Genomic DNA, 18,797 nt, shown 5'->3' on the forward strand with positions numbered 1-18,797 from the left:
GGATGAAGGCTACCGTCTTAGATGTGCCATATTTTCACTATCACTTACATGAAAGGATACTGGTCATGAATTGCAATTTATTGATCAAAGGGCGGCAAGCGATGGCGCTGGTGATGATTGCCCTAGGTTTGTTGTTTAGTTTTTCGGCCTCTGCTCAAGTGCCTAAAGATATCTTAGTCGTAGGGCAGATTGCTGAACCCAAATCGTTGGACCCGCAAGTGGATACCGCCGTCAATGACTTTCGTATTTTGGTGAATATTTATGATGGTCTGGTGCGCTTTAAAAGTGGTTCATTGCAGGTTGAGCCAGCGTTAGCGAAGAGTTGGACGATTAATAAGGCAGGGACGGTATACACGTTTCATCTGCGCAAAGGGATTAAATTTCAAGATGGTACTGCATTTAATGCCCAGGCGGTAAAATTTGATTTTGAGCGAATTCTGGATACCAAAAGTCCTTATCATGACACCGGGCCATTCCCGTTGGCGTTTTTCTTCTCTGCGGTCAAACAAATTAAGGTGATTGATAATTTCACCGTGCAATTTGTGTTAGACAAACCGTATGCCCCGTTTTTGGCTAATCTTGCCTATCCAACTGGCTTAATTGTCTCTCCAGCGGCGGTTAAAAAATATGGCAAAGATTTTGGTCGTCATCCGGTTGGCACAGGGCCATTTGAGTTTAAAAGCTGGGAACCCAACTCTAAAGTTGTACTGGTTCGCAATCCGCATTATTGGGATGGTGAAGCGAAATCGAAGATGGTCATATTCCGGCCGATCACCGATGAAAATACTCGGGTGGCGGAAATGATGTCGGGGCAATTAGATATTATGCCGGAAGTGCCACCGAATTCGCTCAGTATATTTAAATCAAGCCATTATAAAATCTATGAGCAAGTTGGCCCGCATCTGTGGTTTTTAATCCTCAATACCCGCCATGGTGTCTTTAAAGATAAACGAGTACGCCAAGCGATTAACTATGCCATTAATAAAAAGTCGCTAGTGAATAATGTCTTAGATGGCACGGCAACGGTTGCGGCTGGCCCTGTTCCTAAAGCCTTTAAATGGGCATACAACAATAAGCTCAAACCATATCCTTACGACCCGGCGAAAGCGCGCAAATTGATCAAAGAAGCTGGGGCAACCGGCAAAACGGTCACTTTTTATGTCACCAATGGGGGATCGGGAATGCTTGACCCAGTGGCTATGGCGACTGCGATTCAAGCCGATCTCAAAGCGGTTGGACTCAATGTCAAAATTCAGACTTATGAGTGGAACACCTTTTTAGGCAAAGTGAATGCTGGCCTGAAAGACAATGCCGATATGGCGGAAATGGCATGGATGACCAATGATCCTGATACGCTTCCTTATCTGACATTGCGCACCGGGGCGTTTCCTGACAAAGGCGGCTTTAACTCCGGTTATTACTCTAATCCTGAGGTCGATAAATTGTTAGCTGAGGCGCGCAGTTCCACGAATCAGGCCACTCGTGCCAAGCTGTATAAAAAAATGCAGGTGATTGTCCACAACGATGCACCATGGGCATTTATCGCCAGTTGGAAACAAAATGCAGTCACGAGCGCGGCTGTACAGAACTTCCAGCTACAACCTTCATTCTTGTTGCTACTGAAGAATGTTTATAAAAAATAGTGAGTAATATGGCTGATACTGACTGAGGTTTAAGTGTCAGCCATTACAAATGTCTTGCTCTTCAATAAAGGATACAGTGATGGGCCGCTATATATTCACTCGATTGCTTTATGCCGTTCCGGTCATTCTAGGGATTACTGTCATTGTATTTATTATCATGGCACTGATCCCGGGAAACCCGGCGACCGCCATTTTGGGGGCATATGCAACGCCAGATAATATCGCCCGCATTAATCAAGAGCTGGGATTAAACAAGCCGTTAGTTAGTCAATATTTTATCTGGCTGGATAACTTATTACATGGTGATTGGGGACGCTCCTATGCATTAAATCGCCCGGTGTTAAGCGAAGTTTTAGAACACTTCAACGCCACCATGATCCTCTCTGGAAGTGCCTTTGTCTTGTGCTCCGTGTTTGGAATACTGGTGGGGGTTATCTCGGCCGCTAAACAATTCAGTGTCGTTGATAAATTTTTAACATTTATCGTGCTGATTGGTATTTCTATTCCTTCATTCTTCCTTGGCATGTTGATGATTCTATTCTTTGCCATTGATCTGCGCTGGTTTCCGGTCTCGGGAATGTACTCGCTCTATGGGGGCGGGGGGCTGACGGATTTGCTCTCGCACCTGTGCATGCCGGCACTTTCTTTAGCCGTGGTAGCCGCAGGCGTGGTGGCGCGTTTATCGCGTTCAGCGATGCTGGAGGTGTTACGTCAGGATTATATTCGAACGGCACGGGCGAAGGGCGTATCAGAATACCGAGTGGTTTGTAAACATGCCTTTCGCAGCGCCATCGTTAATATTGTCCCCATTCTTGGGATTCAGGCGGGATTTGTACTATCCGGTGCGGTGTATATCGAGACTGTTTTTCAATGGCCAGGTATCGGGCGAATGTTAGTCGAGGCTATTTTGCAGCGTGATGTGTTGTTGGTGCAAGGTGGCGTTGTGTTCGTCGCGGTTTGCTATGTCTTGTTTAATATCATTGTGGATGTCATCCAGACCTGGCTTGATCCAAGGATCCGCTCATGAAAGATTTTCTTAAACAACTCTCGCGAAATATGCTTGCCAGTGTCGGTGGCTGTGTCATTTTGCTGCTTGTGGTGTTAGCGATATTAACCCCGTGGCTGGGTCTGGCTGATCCTGCGCATACCGATGCAGCACATAAGTTTGTCCATCCATTTACAGAGATGGCTCATCCATTAGGTACGGATCAATTAGGACGCGATCTGTTATCGCGATTGATGTGGGGGACACGGTTAAGCTTAATCGTTGGGATTTGCGCCTCATTATTTGCCGCAATTATCGGTTCATTATTGGGGGTGATTGCTGGCTACGCGCAGCGCCGCTGGGATAACGCTATCATGCGCGGTATCGATATGTTGATGGCGTTCCCTTATATTTTGTTGGCGTTGGCGATTGTCGCGGCACTGGGTCCGGGGCTTGTGAATGCACTGCTGGCAGTCGCTATTGTAAACATTCCTTTTTTTGCCCGTAATATTCGCGGTGTGACTGTCGGGATTGTGAATCAAGAGTATATCGAAGCGGCACGTTTGTCGGGGATGAATGCGCGGCAAATTATTACCACCGAAATTATTCCGAATGTGATACCCGTTATTGTGGTGGCTATGTCGACTACGATTGGCTGGATGATTCTGGAAACCGCTGGGTTATCTTTTTTGGGATTAGGTTCGCAGCCACCACAGGCCGATTTGGGCTCAATGCTGGGACAGGCTCGGAGCGCTTTGATTATCGCGCCTTTTGCCTCGGTTGTTCCCGGCGCGATGATTTTCGTGATTGTGATGTGTATCAACCTGTTTGGGGATGGGATTCGTGATGTGTTAGATCCACGGCTGCGTTCAGGGGCGTTATCCCGACCCAGAGCTGCCACCACTGTGGAATCTAAGCGAGAGATACCTGCCAATATCGTCAGTGACGCTGATTCTCAGATGCTCTCATTGCACCAGTTAGTCACAGAGTTTCAAATCCGCGGGCGTTCCTTTAAAGCGGTCAATCACATCGATCTGCAGGTTAGTAAAGGCGAATGTCTTGGTTTAATCGGTGAAAGTGGTTCAGGAAAATCGGTAACCGCGCTGTCGGTGACTAAATTAGTGGCTTCTCCGCCAGGGATCATTACCGGCGGTGATATTCAATTTCAGGGCCAAAGCCTGATTGATTGTGACTATCAAACACTGCGCCATATTCGCGGGAATCGCATTGCTTACATTTTTCAGGATCCGCTTTCAACACTGCATCCGCTCTTAAGTATCGGTGAACAAATGATCGAAGCTATCCAGGTGCACGATCAGCGGATCAGTAAAAAAGCGGCCAGCGAAAAAGCTCTTTCCCTATTAAATGCAGTCTATATCCCTAATGCTAAAGAGCGGATGAATATTCTTCCCTTTGAGCTCTCGGGCGGAATGCGTCAGCGAGTTGCCATTGCGATGGCGCTGGTGAATGACCCTGATCTCATTATTGCTGATGAGCCAACGACGGCATTGGATGTCACCGTACAGGGGCAAATTCTGGCACTGCTCAATGAGCTACGCCAAAAACGCCAGCTCAGTATTTTATTTATCACTCACGATTTTGGTGTGGTGGCTCAGCTCTGTGATCAGGTCGCAGTGATGTATGCGGGCAAAATTGTCGAGAGTGGCCCAGTGAATGCTGTATTAGCGCATCCGGCGCACCCTTATACTCGCCGATTGATTGCTTGTGTTCCGAAATTAGGGGCAGGTAAACGGCACTTGCCTTCAATTGATGGCCTGCCGCCAGTGGTTGATCAGTTACCGCTAGGATGTGCATTTGCTCCGCGTTGTGATAAAGCCCAAGCCAGTTGTCGAGAAAAGCCGGTCGAAGAACATCGTAACGGCCAACGTCGTGTGTTATGTCGTTTTCCTGAAGAGGTTTTGTAATGAGTTGCAATCCTGTTTTAGAAGTCAAAGGACTCAGTAAGCAATACGTGGTCAAACGCTCTTTTTGGGGAAAACCCTTAACATTGGTGAGTGCGATTCGAGGGATTGATCTAACTGTGCGTCAGGGGGAAACCCTTGGCATTGTCGGTGAATCAGGATGTGGTAAATCAACATTAGCGCGGATGTTAGTTGGCTTACATGCCCCTACAGAAGGGACGATCACTTTGGGCCAGAACCAATTGCAGCACCATGATAGTGTCTCGCTAGGCAAAGAAATTCAGTATATTTTTCAGGATCCGATCAGCAGTCTCAATCCGCGTAAAACGATCCGCCAGACCATGGAAGCGCCCCTTAAGTATCTATTTAATATGCCAAAACAGGAGCGGGTTCGAGTCGTTAATGAGATGTTTGATAGGGTGAGTCTGCGTCGAGAGTTTTTAGAGCGCTACCCACATGAGTTTTCCGGCGGGCAGGCTCAACGAATTGGCGTTGCTCGGGCTTTAGTCTGTAATCCGAAAGTGTTGGTTCTTGATGAACCGGTCTCTGCACTGGATGTGTCTGTGCAAGCACAGGTTCTGAATTTATTGGCTGAGCTCAAAGAGTCACTGGATTTAACTTATCTATTTATCAGTCACGATTTAGCCGTCATTGAAGCCGTGGCCGATCGGGTGGCTGTGTTGTATTTTGGTGAAGTCGTCGAGATGGCGCCCGCTGAGAAGATTTTTAGCGCAGCGCATCATCCATATACCAAGCTATTGGCCAATAGTGCGCCAGTGGTGGGGCGAAAAATACAGGTCCCTGTGCAAGCCAGTGAGCTGCCGGATCCGATTAATCCTCCTCAAGGTTGCGCGTTTGCTAGCCGCTGTCCTCAAGCTCAGGCTAAATGCCGTGAGCATGCCCCAAAGCTACAACCTTTCCATAATGATGCGCAAGTTCAATTTGCCTGTCACTACCCGTTAAATGTTGAGTAATGATTTATGACTGACATGCCGTATTTTTTAGACACCGACTATCTTACCCACGTGCTAAAAGATGCACTGCATCAAGCAAGTCCGACGGGAATGACGGACGGAATGGCTACATTGATTGAACAAGAGCTCTTAAAGTTAGGCCTGTCTTCATCGCGAACGCTTCGCGGCGCGGTGAAAGCGGTGATTCCGGGGGGTCAGTCGGAGTTACCCGCCTTGGCTTTTAGTGCGCATATGGATACGCTTGGGGCGATGGTGCGTCAGGTGAAAGAGAATGGCCGATTAGCCGTGGCTCCCATTGGTACTTGGTCGGCGCGATTTGCCGAAGGTGCGCGAGTCAGCGTTATCAAAGAGGATGGTGGCGCGATCCGAGGCACCATTTTGCCGCTGCGAGCATCGGGGCATCGCTATAGTAAAGAAGTTGATACCCAACCTAGCGATTGGGACAATCTTGAGGTGCGTCTGGATGTTGATAGTGAACAGTCGCAAACCACTTTAGCGCTTGGTATTGAAGTCGGTGATTTCGTTTGCGTTGATCCGCAGCCGGAGTTTAATGGCGAATATATCAATTCGCGTTTTTTAGATAATAAAGCTGCCATCGCCTCGTTATTAACCAGCGTGAAAGCGTTAATGGATCATCAGCTGACCCCCAAGCGAGATATTCATCTTTACTTTACCAATAGTGAGGAAGTTGGCACCGGCGCTGGCCATATTGTGGCCAATAATGTCGGTGATTTAGTCGCGATTGATTTAGCGGTCATGGGGCCTGGACAGTCCTCACACCCCAAAGGGGTAACGCTGGCGATGATGGATTTATCTGGACCTTATAATCGCCATCTGATCCGAGATCTGGAATCGGTGTGTAATGCGAAAGATATCGCCTACAGCAAAGATATTTTTCGTTATTACTACTCGGATACTCATTCAGCCACCATCGCCGGGGCCGATTGTCGTATGGCGCTTATTTGTTATGCCTGTGATAGCTCGCATGGTTGGGAGAGAACGCATCAACAATCACTTTTATCAGTCAGTCAACTAGCCTTTTATATGATGCAGCGCTGAGATAGATTCAAGCATTGAGTGTCGTTAAACAAGGCTGGTCCGCTGATTGAGAGCGCTTTAAAGCGCTCGAACCCTTTTTATTGCTCTATTGGCCTGTCGTAAAAGTACCCGGCGAGTTTGCTCAAATATATAAAGAATGTCGCTATCTGATGCACACGTTTGGGGGCAGCAGAATCATCATCCGAGTTTAAAAAAAGGTGGATTCTCGAATGACTAATTCGCCATTAAATAAGTGCTCTTGTTCTTGATGGTTCGGATTGGCTAGTTTATCGAGCAGAATAGTAACGGCCATTTTTCCCATATCGGCTGTTGGTTGCGATATTGAGGTAATCCCTTTCCCGGCTAAGTCTGCCCATTCAAGGTTGTCAAAACTGAGAAAACCGATGTCTGTTCCCCAAGATAATCCCAAGCGCTTAAGAGCAAATGCGATTTGTAAACTTAAAACACCGTTGGCTGCAATAATGGCTTTGCGCATGCCGCAATATTCTTGACAGAATGTACTGATCGTAGCAACGAGTTGCGCTGCGTTGGGTAATTCTAGCTGATGAGCTTCGCCTTGAATATGGGGTGAATTTTCGATTGCTGCCAGAAATGACTCGAGACGTTCCTGACGGGCGCTATTGTATTGAATGGGCTCTGAAATAAAACATAACGCTTCAAATCCTTGTTTTTCTAGGTGTTTAAATGCCATTTGCGCCGATTGAATATTATCCAGCCCAACCATATCGCAAAGAACATTGGGGATTTTTCGATCTAATAATACAAACGGGAGTGTTGTTTCTTTGAGAACTTTTAAGACGCTCTCATTGACGCCAGCTGAGTTAATGATCAAACCATCCACACGGTACCCTTTGAGTAGCCTGATAAATTCACACTCTAACTCAATATTATTATTGGCATTGCAGACCACGGCCATAAATCCATGGTTCATCGATTCTGATTCAACGCCTTTGAGCACTTCGATAGAAAATGGGTTACTAATATCTGCAACAATCAACCCGAGCAATTGCGAACTGCCATGTTTCAGGCTTCGTGCCATCTGATTAGGACGATAATTTAATTCTTGGATGGCTGATTCAATCCGTGCTTTGAGTTGCTCTGAAAGTAAATGGGCTTCGCCATTGAAATAACGTGAAATACTCGTTCGGCCCGCATTTGCTTTGGCTGCGACATCACGGATTGTTGGGGATCGTTTCGATTTTGGTGAGTTCAAAAATCAAGCTCCAAGCCTAAAACTATAGCAATTTTGAATGATGTATGGTCCGGTAAAAAATTTCATCGCAGATAAGATAACAGAGCCAATATGGTGTTGTAATTAACTTTTTTATCATTAGTGGGTGTTTTGCCAGCCGTGGCTGGATACAACGTATGCCATATCTCGCTGGTGTACGGTTGTCATATTGTCGTCATCTTGAGTGGTTATCTTCTGGCTCATCCGACTCACAATGAAGTTCATATCATGAAAAAGCACGCATTATTATTCTCGGCTATCGCCACCGTTGCGCTGTTTTCTTCTGCTGCGTTTGCGGCAAAGTCAGCGAATGTTTGTCAGGCAAAAACCTATGAGATGGGGCTGCGTTACCAGCAGCAATCGGCTGAAATTGCCGCTTTGCAATTGCAGACTTACCATTTTGCTCAGCAACGATTGGCTGAGATCTTAAGGCACAAAAAAGACCACCATAAGTTGGCAGTGGTGATGGATTTAGACGAAACAATTCTGGATAACACCGCGTTATTGGTTCGTGATATGCAAAATTGCCATGACTATACGCATTGGGATACTTGGTCAGATTGGGAAGTGAAAGGTCACCCTCGACTAATTCCGGGAGCCAAAGCATTTATTGAGTATGCTAATCGACGTGGTGTGAATATTTTCTATGTTTCGGATCGCTACAAGAAAAATAAGAAATATACGATGCATACGCTCAAAGAGCTGGGACTTCCTCAAGTCAAAGATGATCACGTCTTGTTATACAGCACGTCGAAACAACAACGCCGCGAACATATTCGCAAACATTACCATATCATTATGTTGATGGGAGATAGTTTACCGGACCTGTCGGCTATCTTTAAAAATAAGAAAGGTACACATTATAACCGCGAACTTGTTGAGAAAAACCGCAAGCATTTTGGCCGCGACTGGATTGTCTTGCCCAATGCTGCCTATGGGGCGTGGACTAAAGCGAAACTGCGGGCTTGGCACGAACAATAATTTATTGGAAAGATGTGAAAAAGTCCGGTGTTTTTACCGGACTTTTTTTCTAACAGAAGGAAAACACGAACTGCTATGCTGGGCGTTACTGTATCCAATCTGGCAGCTCTGTTTGAAAATCCCAAGCGATTACTTTGAAGGTTCTCCGATTTCGTCTTCGAGAACAATATCGGTCTCTTCCTGTGACTGCTCAATCCAGAGCTTTAAGGCTGGACTGTTAAGTTGTTTATCCAGATATTGCTGAGCTTTATCGTTGAGCGTAATCCCATATGTCTGAAGACGTAAAACCACCGGGGCATACATTGCGTCGGCGATTGACCAGTCACCAAACAGCCAACCTCCGGGATATAGACTCATCTGTTCGCCAAATAGGTTCTCTATACGGGCGAGATCTTTTGTTGCCTGTTCTGTAAGTTGAATGTTGCGTTTGGCGCGGATGTTCATTGGCATTTCAGAGCGAAGGGCCGCAAACCCCGAGTGCATTTCGCAGGCAAGCGCGCGTGCCTTAGCGCGTTCAGCAGTTGCACTCGGCCAGGCTTGACCGTCTAAATAGACTTCGTTGATATACTCTAGAATTGCCAGTGATTCCCAAATCGCCACTTTGCCATCGACCAATGCTGGAACCTTGGCAGCAGGGTTAATGGGCTCCAATGTTTGATAAAATGTATCACTGAAAAGTTTCAGCTTGGTAATTTCGGCCTCTAAGTCAAATTGTTTGATAATTAACCATGCTCGGAGTGACCAAGTCGAGTAGTTTTGATTGCCAATATATAGTTGCATTTGTTGCTCTATCCTGTGTCAGGGGGGATGAACTGAGCTTAAGTTATTTATTTAGGAACGACTAACAGATAGTTTTGATGTGACCTATTTACAATAACGATGGATTCTTGGAATGATTCATTTTTATATCCGTTTTTATTATTGATTTATTTATAATTAAACAAGATAAGTTGAAAGTAGTATAAATAATCTGTTTATTTAATATCACTCGCTAATTTGCCATTTGTTTGTGGTTGGTCCTGCTGTTATTTAATTTATAGTTATTGACTTATCATTTATTCATATTATTCGGCCATTGCTGCTGTTTCCGTTTGTTTCCGTTTTACGATAGAAACTCCGAGCTGTATCACTAAAAATTTCTGTCAGAAACTTAATCTGTTTAATGTCAGATTGAGAGGAGCCTATGTTTACAGAAGAGCGACGCCGATTAATTTTAGAATTTTTAAATCAGCATGATAGGGCAACCGTGAATGAATTAGCCGAGATGTTTAATGTTTCAGCTAAAACGATCCGCAATGACTTTAATTTTTTTTCTAAAAATAATGTGGTTTCCCGGTGTTATGGCGGCGCTATTTTAATCCGACGTAAAATGCAGGATCAGCTTATTAAGCGATATGGCAGTGAAATTAATTCAATATTTAAAACAAATATAGAACCAAAGCCAAATCAAACCAAAAGCACTGTTATGAATGGTTATGTGTGTGTCATGGGGGCATTTCATGTGGATATTGTGGCTAAGGTACAGCGATTTCCACAAAAAGGCGAAACGTTAAAGGCGCTGGATAGTTTTTTGGGCCCAGGAGGCAAAGGTGCGAATCAGGCTCTGGCTGCGAGTAAGGCAGGGGCTCAAGTGCACTTTGTGGCTAAAGTCGGCAAAGATCATTTCAGTGATGTTGCCTTTGAGCATTTAGCAAATTCTGGAATCCATTCATTTACTTTATATCAATCTGATAGTGACCCAACGGGCAATGCCTTGATTTATGTTTCGCAAAATGACGGTGAAAACATGATTGCGATCTGCCCTGGGGCCAATCAGACCTTCACCGATGAGGAAGTTCAGGCTATAGAGCCACAGCTAGCACAGGCCGCTGTGTTGGTCGTGCAGTTAGAAAATAATATTTCAGCGACGTTAAGTCTTCTCAAATTAGCCAAACAGCGAGGAGTTTTCACTATTTTAAATCCTGCGCCTTATTCCAGCGATGTTGAATTGTGTTTGCCCTATGTTGATTTGATCACCCCTAATGAAACCGAAGCCAGTGAGATAGCCGGTATGGCGATCACGGATAAGGCCTCTGCTATTGCTGCTTCTGAGCGAATTCTGGCAAAAGGTGTGTCGCAGGTGGTCATTACTTTAGGGGCGAATGGGGTGGTCAGCAACGATCATGGTAAGGCGCACTACTGGCCCGCCTTTAAGGCCGTAAGTGTTGATACTACGGGGGCGGGCGACTCATTCACGGGGGCGCTGGCGGCTGCTTTAAGCGCCGGCCAGAAATTACCACAAGCGGTTAAATTTGCCGCCGCTTTTGCATCCCTTGCGGTTGAACTCGAAGGAGCTTCGGCGATGCCTGATAAAGAGCAGGTTCTGAGTCGGATGCATTCTCAAAATCCAACTATTTCTGCCGCATTTGCGTAATGCATATTTTTAAAGAGGTTGTTATGAAGTCTATCGAAGGTGTTATTCCAGTGATGTTGACGCCATTTACTGACAGTGGCGATGTGGATTATGCAGCACTGAAGCGGTTAGTTCAGTGGTATCTCGACCACCAGGTTGATGGTTTGTTTGCAGCTTGTCAGTCTAGTGAAATGCAATATTTATCGCTTGAAGAGCGGGTCAAGATCACCCGCTGTGTGGTTGCGCAAGTGGCTGGACGAGTGCCGGTGATGACCTCCGGGCATATTAGCGATGATCTCCAGACACAAGTCAATGAATTACAGGCTATGGCTGAAACAGGGGCGGATGTACTGGTTTTAGTCACCAACCATTTGGATCCTGAGCAGCAAGGTAGTGATGTGTTTTATGAATCGCTCCACACGATTTTAGCCAGCTTACCTGAATCTCTTGCTCTGGGGCTTTATGAATGTCCGGCCCCATACCGGCGTCTGCTCAGTGATGAGGAATTGCTTTACTGTGCCAATAGTGGCCGTTTTGTCGCACTTAAAGATGTGAGTTGTGATCTGGCTACGGTGACGCATCGGGTCAACCTAGTCGCCGAAACTCCGCTGAACATTATTAATGCTAATGCAGCAATTGCCTATCCGGCAATGCAAGCTGGTTCGAAAGGTTTTTGCGGGGTATTTACCAACTTCCACCCTGAGCTTTATCACTGGTTATATCATCAGCGTAATGAGGATTTATCGCTGGCCAATGAATTATCTATTTTTTTGTCATTAAGCGCGGTGGTGGAAAATTTAGGGTATCCCAAAAATGCCAAAATTTATCATCAACTTTTAAATAACCACAATTTTGAAAGTGATTATTGTCGGGTGATTAAAGATGATGTTATTGAAAAATATTGGGCTCTCGATGTGTTATTAAATCAAATTAAAGAGGGCACTGAGTTTTATTTAAATAAAATTAAGAATATCTAAAAATTTTAATAATGACTGGGGTGATGGCTCATCACCCTTTGCTATTGCTATGTCTCAAGCATGCTTCGGAGTGCACTTTGCGTTTAACTTAAAAAGGCTTTATTATGAAAACATCTGCATCTCTACAAGATATAAATACATTAGAAAATAATAATGCAAAAATAGGTGGCAATTTTCGATGGGGAATTGTTACTTTAATTCTAGTGGCGGCCGTTATTAATTATTTTGACCGTTCGAATTTAAGTATCGCTAATTCAACTATTGCCAAAGAGTTCGGATTGAGCTCGACTCAAATGGGCTTTTTGTTATCCGCTTTTTTATGGCCATATGCGATTGCTAATCTGCCCGCTGGCTGGCTAGTTGACCGCTTTGGGCCCAAGAAAATATTTTCAGGTGGCTTAACGCTTTGGTCTGCGGTGACCGTGGTCGCCGGTTTTACCTCTGGATATGGCACATTATACGCGTTGCGGGTTCTGCTTGGGGTAGCTGAGTCGCCCTTTTTTACTTCGGGTATTAAAGTCACTGATATGTGGTTTTCAGATAAGGAGCGTGGATTACCAACTTCGGTGATCAATACTGGCTCGCAAATAGCCAATGCGGTTGCGCCACCCCTGTTGACAATATTGATGCTGACTTTAGGCTGGCGAGGGATGTTTGTGGTCATCGGGTTGATGAGTATTCCGATTATTTTACTTTGGCTTAAATTTTTCCGAGCGCCAACTCGTGCTGAATATGCTGAGATTCACCGCGAAGACGATACACAATTACATCAGGCTGTCTCAGAGCAAACCAAAGTGGATTGGGGGGCTCTGTTTAAACGCCGTTCGACTTGGTTCATGATCATTGGCAACTTCTGCATTATGTTTACCATTTGGGTGTATCTGACCTGGCTGCCTAGTTATCTAGAAAATAGCATGGGCATGAGTATTAAAGAAACCGGCTGGGTCGCTTCAATCCCTTTTATTGCCGGAATATTAGGGGTGCTGTGCGGCGGTAGTCTGTCTGATTTTCTGGTGCGGAAAGGTCTCAATCCAGTGACTTCGCGAAAAGTGCCAATTGTTGCAGGGGCTGCTTTTGCGGCTTGTTCTGTGGCGCCTGTCCCGTTTGTGCATAGTTATGGATTGAGTATCGCACTGTTAAGTCTTGGCTATTTCTTCTCGCAATTACCGCAAGGGGCGATTTGGACACTGGCCTCGGATATAGCTCCCAGCGATCAGGTGTCATCATTAGGTTCCATTCAAAACTTTGGGGGGTTCCTTGGTGCCGCTTGTGCGCCTATTGTGGCGGGGATGGTGCTTGATGCAACAGGGCAATTTACAGATGTCTTTATGCTGGGTGCTGGATTGTTACTGATGGGGGCAATTAGTTACGCCTTCTTTGTCCGTAAAGATTAACTTTTTATCGGCCAGCATCTGTTGGCCGTGATTTTTTTTAACGCTGCTGTGGGGTTGTACAAATTATTGCTTTAGCATCCATTAGCCGATAGCTTTAAGGCATCTTAAGCATAACTTTCAAAGTGATTTTCATGGATATGGATGCCCTCAAAGGGTTTTTGGCGTTTGTGGAGACGGGCAGTTTTACTCGAGCCGCAAAACAAGTGCACCGAACTCAATCGGCATTTAGTGCCCAGATGCATAAATTAGAAAACGAATTGAATGTACAACTGTTTGAAAAACAGGGGCGCAATTTGGTGTTAAGTGAGGCCGGAATAGCGCTTCGCGGTTATGCACAGCAACTGACGGGATTACATCATCAGGCGCTCAAACAGGTCCGCCGCTACGAAAACAAACGACCGCTGCATTTGGGGTGTCCTGACGACTTTAATCAGGTCATTTTGCCTCAGGTCGTTACACTTATTCGGCGCATGCAACCAACGTGTTCGATTCAGGTTTTTAGTCACCCAAGTACCACATTACGAACCTGGCTGGATGAGGGGAAACTGGATGCTGCCATTGTCACGCGCGCCAGTGGCTCAGAAGAGGGCTACTATCTTACCTATGATCAGGGGGTCTGGGTGAGTGCGCCTGAGTTTAATATGGATGAACATCCCTCACTGCCTTTGGTTCTGTTTCAAAGTGATTGTCACTATCAAGCTGCTGCTATCGATAGGCTCACTAAACAGGGGCGAGCGCATCAGTTGATGACGTGTTGTGACAGTGCTTCTGCGCTGTGCGCTATTGTCCGTCAAGGGCTTGGCATTAGCGCAATGGGGCGGCTGAGTGTCAGTGACGATTTAAAAATATTATCGCAGATGCCGGCACTTCCTTCGGTGGAAATTGCCTTGGTATTGGGAGCTCATTCTCATCCTTTGTTTGATGAGGCGCTGTTAAGTCAGCTGGCGAGCTGTGTGAAGCGCTAAGGTATAAGTCTTGCCCATCGCCACGCTATTTAAACAGATTCAGCACCCCCCTTGTTATGCGGTGACCCTCCTTGCCAATGTCTCGCGGCAGCTGTTGACGTAGTTTGACCACTGAGGGGGGAAACAACACAAAAATGGCCATATTTTAGCCGGTGTCGGTCAGCCATTTGTTAAGCGATGACGCATGGCGTGAACTTCATTTCTGTGTGATTTGTCAATTTAAAATATCTTTTGGCACTTTAGGATGACTCAGTAGCTATTGTTGACGACGGTAAAAGGAGTTTACTAATGGTTAAATTGAGTCATTCATCGAGAGTGTTTTGGCAGGGCTGGCGTAATGTTGTTAGCGTTGCAATATTGGCTTTGTTACTGGTTTGTCAAAGCTCTATTGCTCGCCAGAGTGTTCCTCAATCGCCCGATATTCTGTTTGGCCCGCTATTTGATGCGGTGCAAAGAGCACAGTTATTTAGTGATCAGAAAACTTTTGCGGATGCCGTTGCTAAACGCTCACCGAAATTGATTGTTGCCGATTGGCAAAAGGAAAAATCGCAGCAAGGATTTGATTTAAAAAAATTCGTATTGGCCAATTTTACCCTGCCAGCAACCCATTCAGCTTATGTTCCGCCAGCCAATCAGAGCTTGCGTGCCCATATCGATGGGTTATGGAGTGAACTGACGCGGAGTGCGAAAAAGGCGGGAAAATATGACTCGTTGCTACCGATTCCGAAACCTTATGTTGTCCCGGGAGGACGTTTTCGCGAGGTCTATTATTGGGACAGCTATTTTACCATGCTGGGACTGGCTGAAAGTGGCCATTGGCCGTTGATTAAAGATATGTTGGATAACTTTGCTTGGGAGCTTGATCAGTATGGTCTGATCCCAAATGGCAACCGCAGTTATTATTTAAGCCGCTCCCAGCCTCCCTTTTTTAGTTTAATGGTCTCGCTTTATGCCCAACATCAAGGCGATCAAGTCTATGTCCATTACTTGGGGCAATTACAAAAAGAGTATGACTACTGGATGGCGGGGAGTGCTCATTTAGCCAAAGGTAAGGCGATAAATCGAGTGGTGAGACTTGCCAATGGTACATTGTTGAATCGGTATTGGGATGCGCGTGATGTGCCGCGGCCAGAGTCTTGGTTAGCTGATATTAAAACGGCTTCGAATGTGCCAGCTAAAGACAAACCAGCACTATATCGACAGTTGCGCTCAGGAGCAGCCTCCGGATGGGATTATAGCTCCCGATGGTTTCGCGATTATCGGCATCTCAGTACCATTGAGGTCACCCATATTATTCCTGTAGATCTGAACAGTTTGCTGTATCACCTTGAGCAGGTGTTGGCCAAAGGCTATCAGTTAAAAGGTGATCCGCAACTGGCTGCACACTATCGCCAGTTGGCAGCTGCGCGGGCGAAAGCGATAAACACTTATCTATATAATAAAACGCAAGGTTGGTATTGCGATTATGACTGGACGACCGGGCATGTGCGCGAGCAATTGACAGCCGCGGCGTTATTCCCATTGTTTTTAAATATTGCGACCGACAAACAGGCCAATGCAACGGCCAAAGCCGTGTTATTGCAATTGGTGCACACTGGTGGTTTGGCCACTACAACTGTCGAAACAGGCCAGCAGTGGGATGCCCCTAATGGCTGGGCACCCCTGCAATGGGTCGCTGTAGTCGGGCTGAATAACTATCACCATCCAGCATTGGCTAAACGTATTGCCATGGGATTTTTGAAAAACGTCCAAGCAACGTATGACAGTGAACATAAGCTGGTGGAAAAATATGTGGTTCAGGGACGCACCCTTGGCGGTGGTGGTGGCGGTGAATATCCGTTGCAGGATGGTTTTGGCTGGACTAACGGTGTCACGATTATGTTGCTCGACAAATATTGTCCGGCGCATAAAGTCTGTCAAAGTGTCCATGATTTGCCTCCGGTTGCCGCGGGTGACTAAAGATGGTTTCCCGTTGAGTGAGATCTCTCTGGTTAGCGATGGTTAATGCGCTTGATTTTAGGGTATATTAATCAACAGTCCTTAGGCGTTAACTGGCTAATTTTAGAGAGATTTGTAGATGGGGTTAACAATTTATCAGGTGGACGCTTTTACCACAGAGCCTTTTACCGGCAATCCTGCCGGGGTTTGTATCACGCCCTCGGCTTTAGATGCGGTTTTGATGCAGAGAATTGCTCAAGAAATGGCGGTTTCTGAAACGGCCTTTTTAGCTCTTGATACGATGCGTTTGCGCTGGTTTACCCCCCAAACTGAAGTTGAATTATGCGGCCATGCAACCTTGGCTACCGCTTATGTTCTTAAACAGCAAGGCCTGTTAAGTGAGGGGGATGAAGTTGTTTTTCACACTCTATCGGGCGAGCTGATTGCCTGTGCTAATCATGCTGCAATTGAGTTGATTTTGCCTGCGCCACAGCTGGTTAAAACGCAACTTAGCAGTGAGTTACTCAGTGCTGTTGGCATTGAGACTTCTCAGTTGATTGACTCGTGCCAGTTTGGCAGTAAGGCGCTGATTGTGGTCGATGAGCAAGCAACGTTACTGGCCTTATCACCTGATTTTAGCCGTTTGAAGCAACTCCCTGGACGTGGTGTGGTGGTAACGGCGCAAGCCAAGATGCCGCGTACTGATTTTGTTTCTCGCTATTTTGCCCCGTGGATCGGTGTTGATGAAGACCCTGTAACCGGATCGGCACACTGTGCGTTGGCGGTGTACTGGTTTGAACAGTTTGCTAAAGAAGAACTGCTTGGTTATCAGGCGTCTTCTCGTGGCGGATATATTCGCGTTAGCCGAGCGTCAAACAACGCCATTAAGCTATTTGGTCAGGCGGTGATTGTTTTGAAAGGGGATCTTTGTTTGCCTTATGATGAATAACCAAGCATGGCGAGCAATCTGGCCTTATTTGAGCTGCCCTTATGAGCTATTTTTGCATGTTTTTTATAATAAATTGACGCTGAAGTGGCGGTTATGGGGGAGCACCATTGTTGGGTTTTTCCTCTGTGCCGGGGCTCAGGGTGCGCAATATAGTGGCACATTAGGCAAGTTACCGATTACGTTTCAGCTTGATGAGGGGGCTGCGCTATATTTTTACGATCGATACCGAACCCCAATTGACTTAGATAGTGCTCCTTCTGTAGGTCAAAATGCCTTACTGTTTATTGAGACAAACGCCGAAGGCAAACCGGTCGGGGAATTTCATCTACAAGTTAACGGCCAGCGGTTGGTGGGCTATTGGTGCAATGTGAAAACGCACCAGCACTTGAGTGTGCATCTTAAGCCAAGCACCGATCCGCGAGGGGTCATCCAGTCTTCCTCATTTAAAAACCGTTATATTCGAGTGAAGTGTCTGCAAGGCGGTGCTCAAATGATGATGATCGATAAATCTAGCGATCAGCTGAGTCAGCAACTCATGGTGGAAAGTAGTGCTTGCCAGTCTATGTATAACGTTGTTGTTGGCGATTACAATTTTGATGGTTTCGCTGATTTTTCAACATCTGGCCAGTACTTCGCCGGCCCGAATACGACTCGCAATTACTATCTTTATCAGCCTCAAAAAAAACAGTATCGATTTAATCAAGCGCTCTCAATGTTAGTGACGTTAAGCTTTAACCAACAAAGTAAAATTGTAACGTCAACAAACCAGTGTTGTGCGGGGCGTTCAATAAGTGTTGATCACTATCGCTGGCAGGCAAATGAGCTAAAGCAGGTTGATGGTGTTTGTTATAAACGCAATGATGACGGCGAACTAGTCGCCAAAGCGCGCAAAGCCTGTTATTAATAGGTGCTTTAATATCTCTTTGATTTAGGAGTAAAAGATGGAGATGTCAACGGTTCAGGTTATTTTTCATATAGACGAAACTAATAAGTGGCCAATGGTTCTGGCAAATGTGAAGAATCTGCTTAAGGTGGTTGATCCGCAGCACTCTCACATTGTGGTATTAGCGAATAGTCAAGCGGTGTTGGCTTATACCGCCGACTCGGCAGAACATCAACCGGTGATGGCTTCGCTGGCCGCCGATGGGGTCTGCTTTGAAGCCTGTCAGAATTCTTTAACGGGTCTTAAGATTGAGCGAGATTCTTTAAGTGAGTTTGTGCAGGTTGTCGGTGTGGGAGTGTTAGAAATCATAGAAAAACAATCTGCTGGATATGCCTATATCCGCCCTTAATGCATCAGCCTCCACGCAGCTTTGCCCTTTCTCATACCATGGTTACTTGTCGGTGAGCAATTGCTGCGTTTTTTAAATTTTAAGAAACTTTTATA

The 18,797-nt window shown here is 45.9% G+C and carries 16 protein-coding genes; 14 read left to right on the top strand and 2 right to left on the bottom strand.

The window, feature by feature from the left end:
• The first annotated feature begins 113 nt into the window (after positions 1–113).
• From EV690_RS07170 to EV690_RS07190, 5 genes are all read left to right on the top strand, one after another.
• Positions 114–1,643 carry an ABC transporter substrate-binding protein gene (locus tag EV690_RS07170; protein WP_224055068.1) on the top strand — a complete coding sequence of 510 codons (1,530 nt, stop codon included), beginning with the start codon at positions 114–116 and terminating at the stop codon, positions 1,641–1,643.
• Between the two features lie 79 nt (positions 1,644–1,722).
• A complete protein-coding gene (locus EV690_RS07175) occupies positions 1,723–2,670 on the top strand; it encodes an ABC transporter permease (protein WP_131912318.1) in 948 nt (315 codons plus the stop codon).
• Positions 2,667–4,553, top strand: coding sequence for a dipeptide/oligopeptide/nickel ABC transporter permease/ATP-binding protein (locus EV690_RS07180; protein ID WP_131912319.1), 1,887 nt, complete (start codon positions 2,667–2,669; stop codon positions 4,551–4,553). The genes EV690_RS07175 and EV690_RS07180 overlap by 4 nt, the downstream gene beginning before the upstream one ends.
• Positions 4,553–5,524 carry an ABC transporter ATP-binding protein gene (locus EV690_RS07185; protein ID WP_131912320.1) on the top strand — a complete coding sequence of 324 codons (972 nt, stop codon included), beginning with the start codon at positions 4,553–4,555 and terminating at the stop codon, positions 5,522–5,524. Before EV690_RS07180 ends, EV690_RS07185 begins: the two co-directional genes overlap by 1 nt.
• A gap of 6 nt (positions 5,525–5,530) precedes the next feature.
• Positions 5,531–6,583, top strand: a complete 1,053-nt coding sequence (locus tag EV690_RS07190) for an osmoprotectant NAGGN system M42 family peptidase (protein ID WP_131912321.1) — start codon at positions 5,531–5,533, stop codon at positions 6,581–6,583.
• Positions 6,584–6,770: 187 nt separating this feature from the next.
• On the opposite strand, the gene EV690_RS07195 is transcribed toward EV690_RS07190, so the two are convergent.
• Entirely contained in the window at positions 6,771–7,796 is a 1,026-nt protein-coding gene (locus EV690_RS07195; protein WP_131912322.1) for a LacI family DNA-binding transcriptional regulator, read from the bottom strand.
• Positions 7,797–8,042: 246 nt separating this feature from the next.
• Here EV690_RS07195 and EV690_RS07200 point away from each other — a divergent pair, with 246 nt between their 5' ends.
• Positions 8,043–8,795: a 5'-nucleotidase, lipoprotein e(P4) family gene (locus EV690_RS07200; RefSeq protein WP_131912684.1), complete on the top strand. Its 753-nt coding sequence runs from the start codon at positions 8,043–8,045 to the stop codon at positions 8,793–8,795.
• 129 nt (positions 8,796–8,924) lie between these two features.
• Here EV690_RS07200 and EV690_RS07205 read toward each other — a convergent pair whose 3' ends face one another.
• A complete protein-coding gene (locus EV690_RS07205; RefSeq protein ID WP_131912323.1) occupies positions 8,925–9,575 on the bottom strand; it encodes a glutathione S-transferase in 651 nt (216 codons plus the stop codon).
• 403 nt (positions 9,576–9,978) lie between these two features.
• Between EV690_RS07205 and EV690_RS07210 the strand changes: the two genes are divergently transcribed.
• From EV690_RS07210 to EV690_RS07245, 8 genes are all read left to right on the top strand, one after another.
• A complete protein-coding gene (locus tag EV690_RS07210) occupies positions 9,979–11,208 on the top strand; it encodes a PfkB family carbohydrate kinase (protein WP_131912324.1) in 1,230 nt (409 codons plus the stop codon).
• Positions 11,209–11,231: 23 nt separating this feature from the next.
• Entirely contained in the window at positions 11,232–12,164 is a 933-nt protein-coding gene (locus tag EV690_RS07215) for a dihydrodipicolinate synthase family protein (protein ID WP_131912325.1), read from the top strand.
• A 104-nt stretch (positions 12,165–12,268) separates the two neighbouring features.
• Positions 12,269–13,558 (top strand): MFS transporter, encoded by a 1,290-nt coding sequence (locus EV690_RS07220; protein WP_131912326.1) that lies wholly within the window; start codon positions 12,269–12,271, stop codon positions 13,556–13,558.
• Between the two features lie 131 nt (positions 13,559–13,689).
• Positions 13,690–14,523, top strand: a complete 834-nt coding sequence (locus EV690_RS07225; protein ID WP_131912327.1) for a LysR family transcriptional regulator — start codon at positions 13,690–13,692, stop codon at positions 14,521–14,523.
• Between the two features lie 288 nt (positions 14,524–14,811).
• Positions 14,812–16,482: an alpha,alpha-trehalase TreA gene (gene treA, locus EV690_RS07230; protein WP_131912328.1), complete on the top strand. Its 1,671-nt coding sequence runs from the start codon at positions 14,812–14,814 to the stop codon at positions 16,480–16,482.
• A 118-nt stretch (positions 16,483–16,600) separates the two neighbouring features.
• Positions 16,601–17,410: a PhzF family phenazine biosynthesis protein gene (locus tag EV690_RS07235; protein ID WP_131912329.1), complete on the top strand. Its 810-nt coding sequence runs from the start codon at positions 16,601–16,603 to the stop codon at positions 17,408–17,410.
• Positions 17,400–18,314, top strand: a complete 915-nt coding sequence (locus tag EV690_RS07240; RefSeq protein ID WP_131912330.1) for an XAC2610-related protein — start codon at positions 17,400–17,402, stop codon at positions 18,312–18,314. Before EV690_RS07235 ends, EV690_RS07240 begins: the two co-directional genes overlap by 11 nt.
• Positions 18,315–18,351: 37 nt before the next feature.
• Positions 18,352–18,702 carry a DsrE family protein gene (locus EV690_RS07245; RefSeq protein WP_131912331.1) on the top strand — a complete coding sequence of 117 codons (351 nt, stop codon included), beginning with the start codon at positions 18,352–18,354 and terminating at the stop codon, positions 18,700–18,702.
• Positions 18,703–18,797 lie beyond the last annotated feature (95 nt).

The sequence above is a fragment of the Celerinatantimonas diazotrophica genome, assembly GCF_004339545.1.
GTDB lineage: Bacteria > Pseudomonadota > Gammaproteobacteria > Enterobacterales > Celerinatantimonadaceae > Celerinatantimonas > Celerinatantimonas diazotrophica.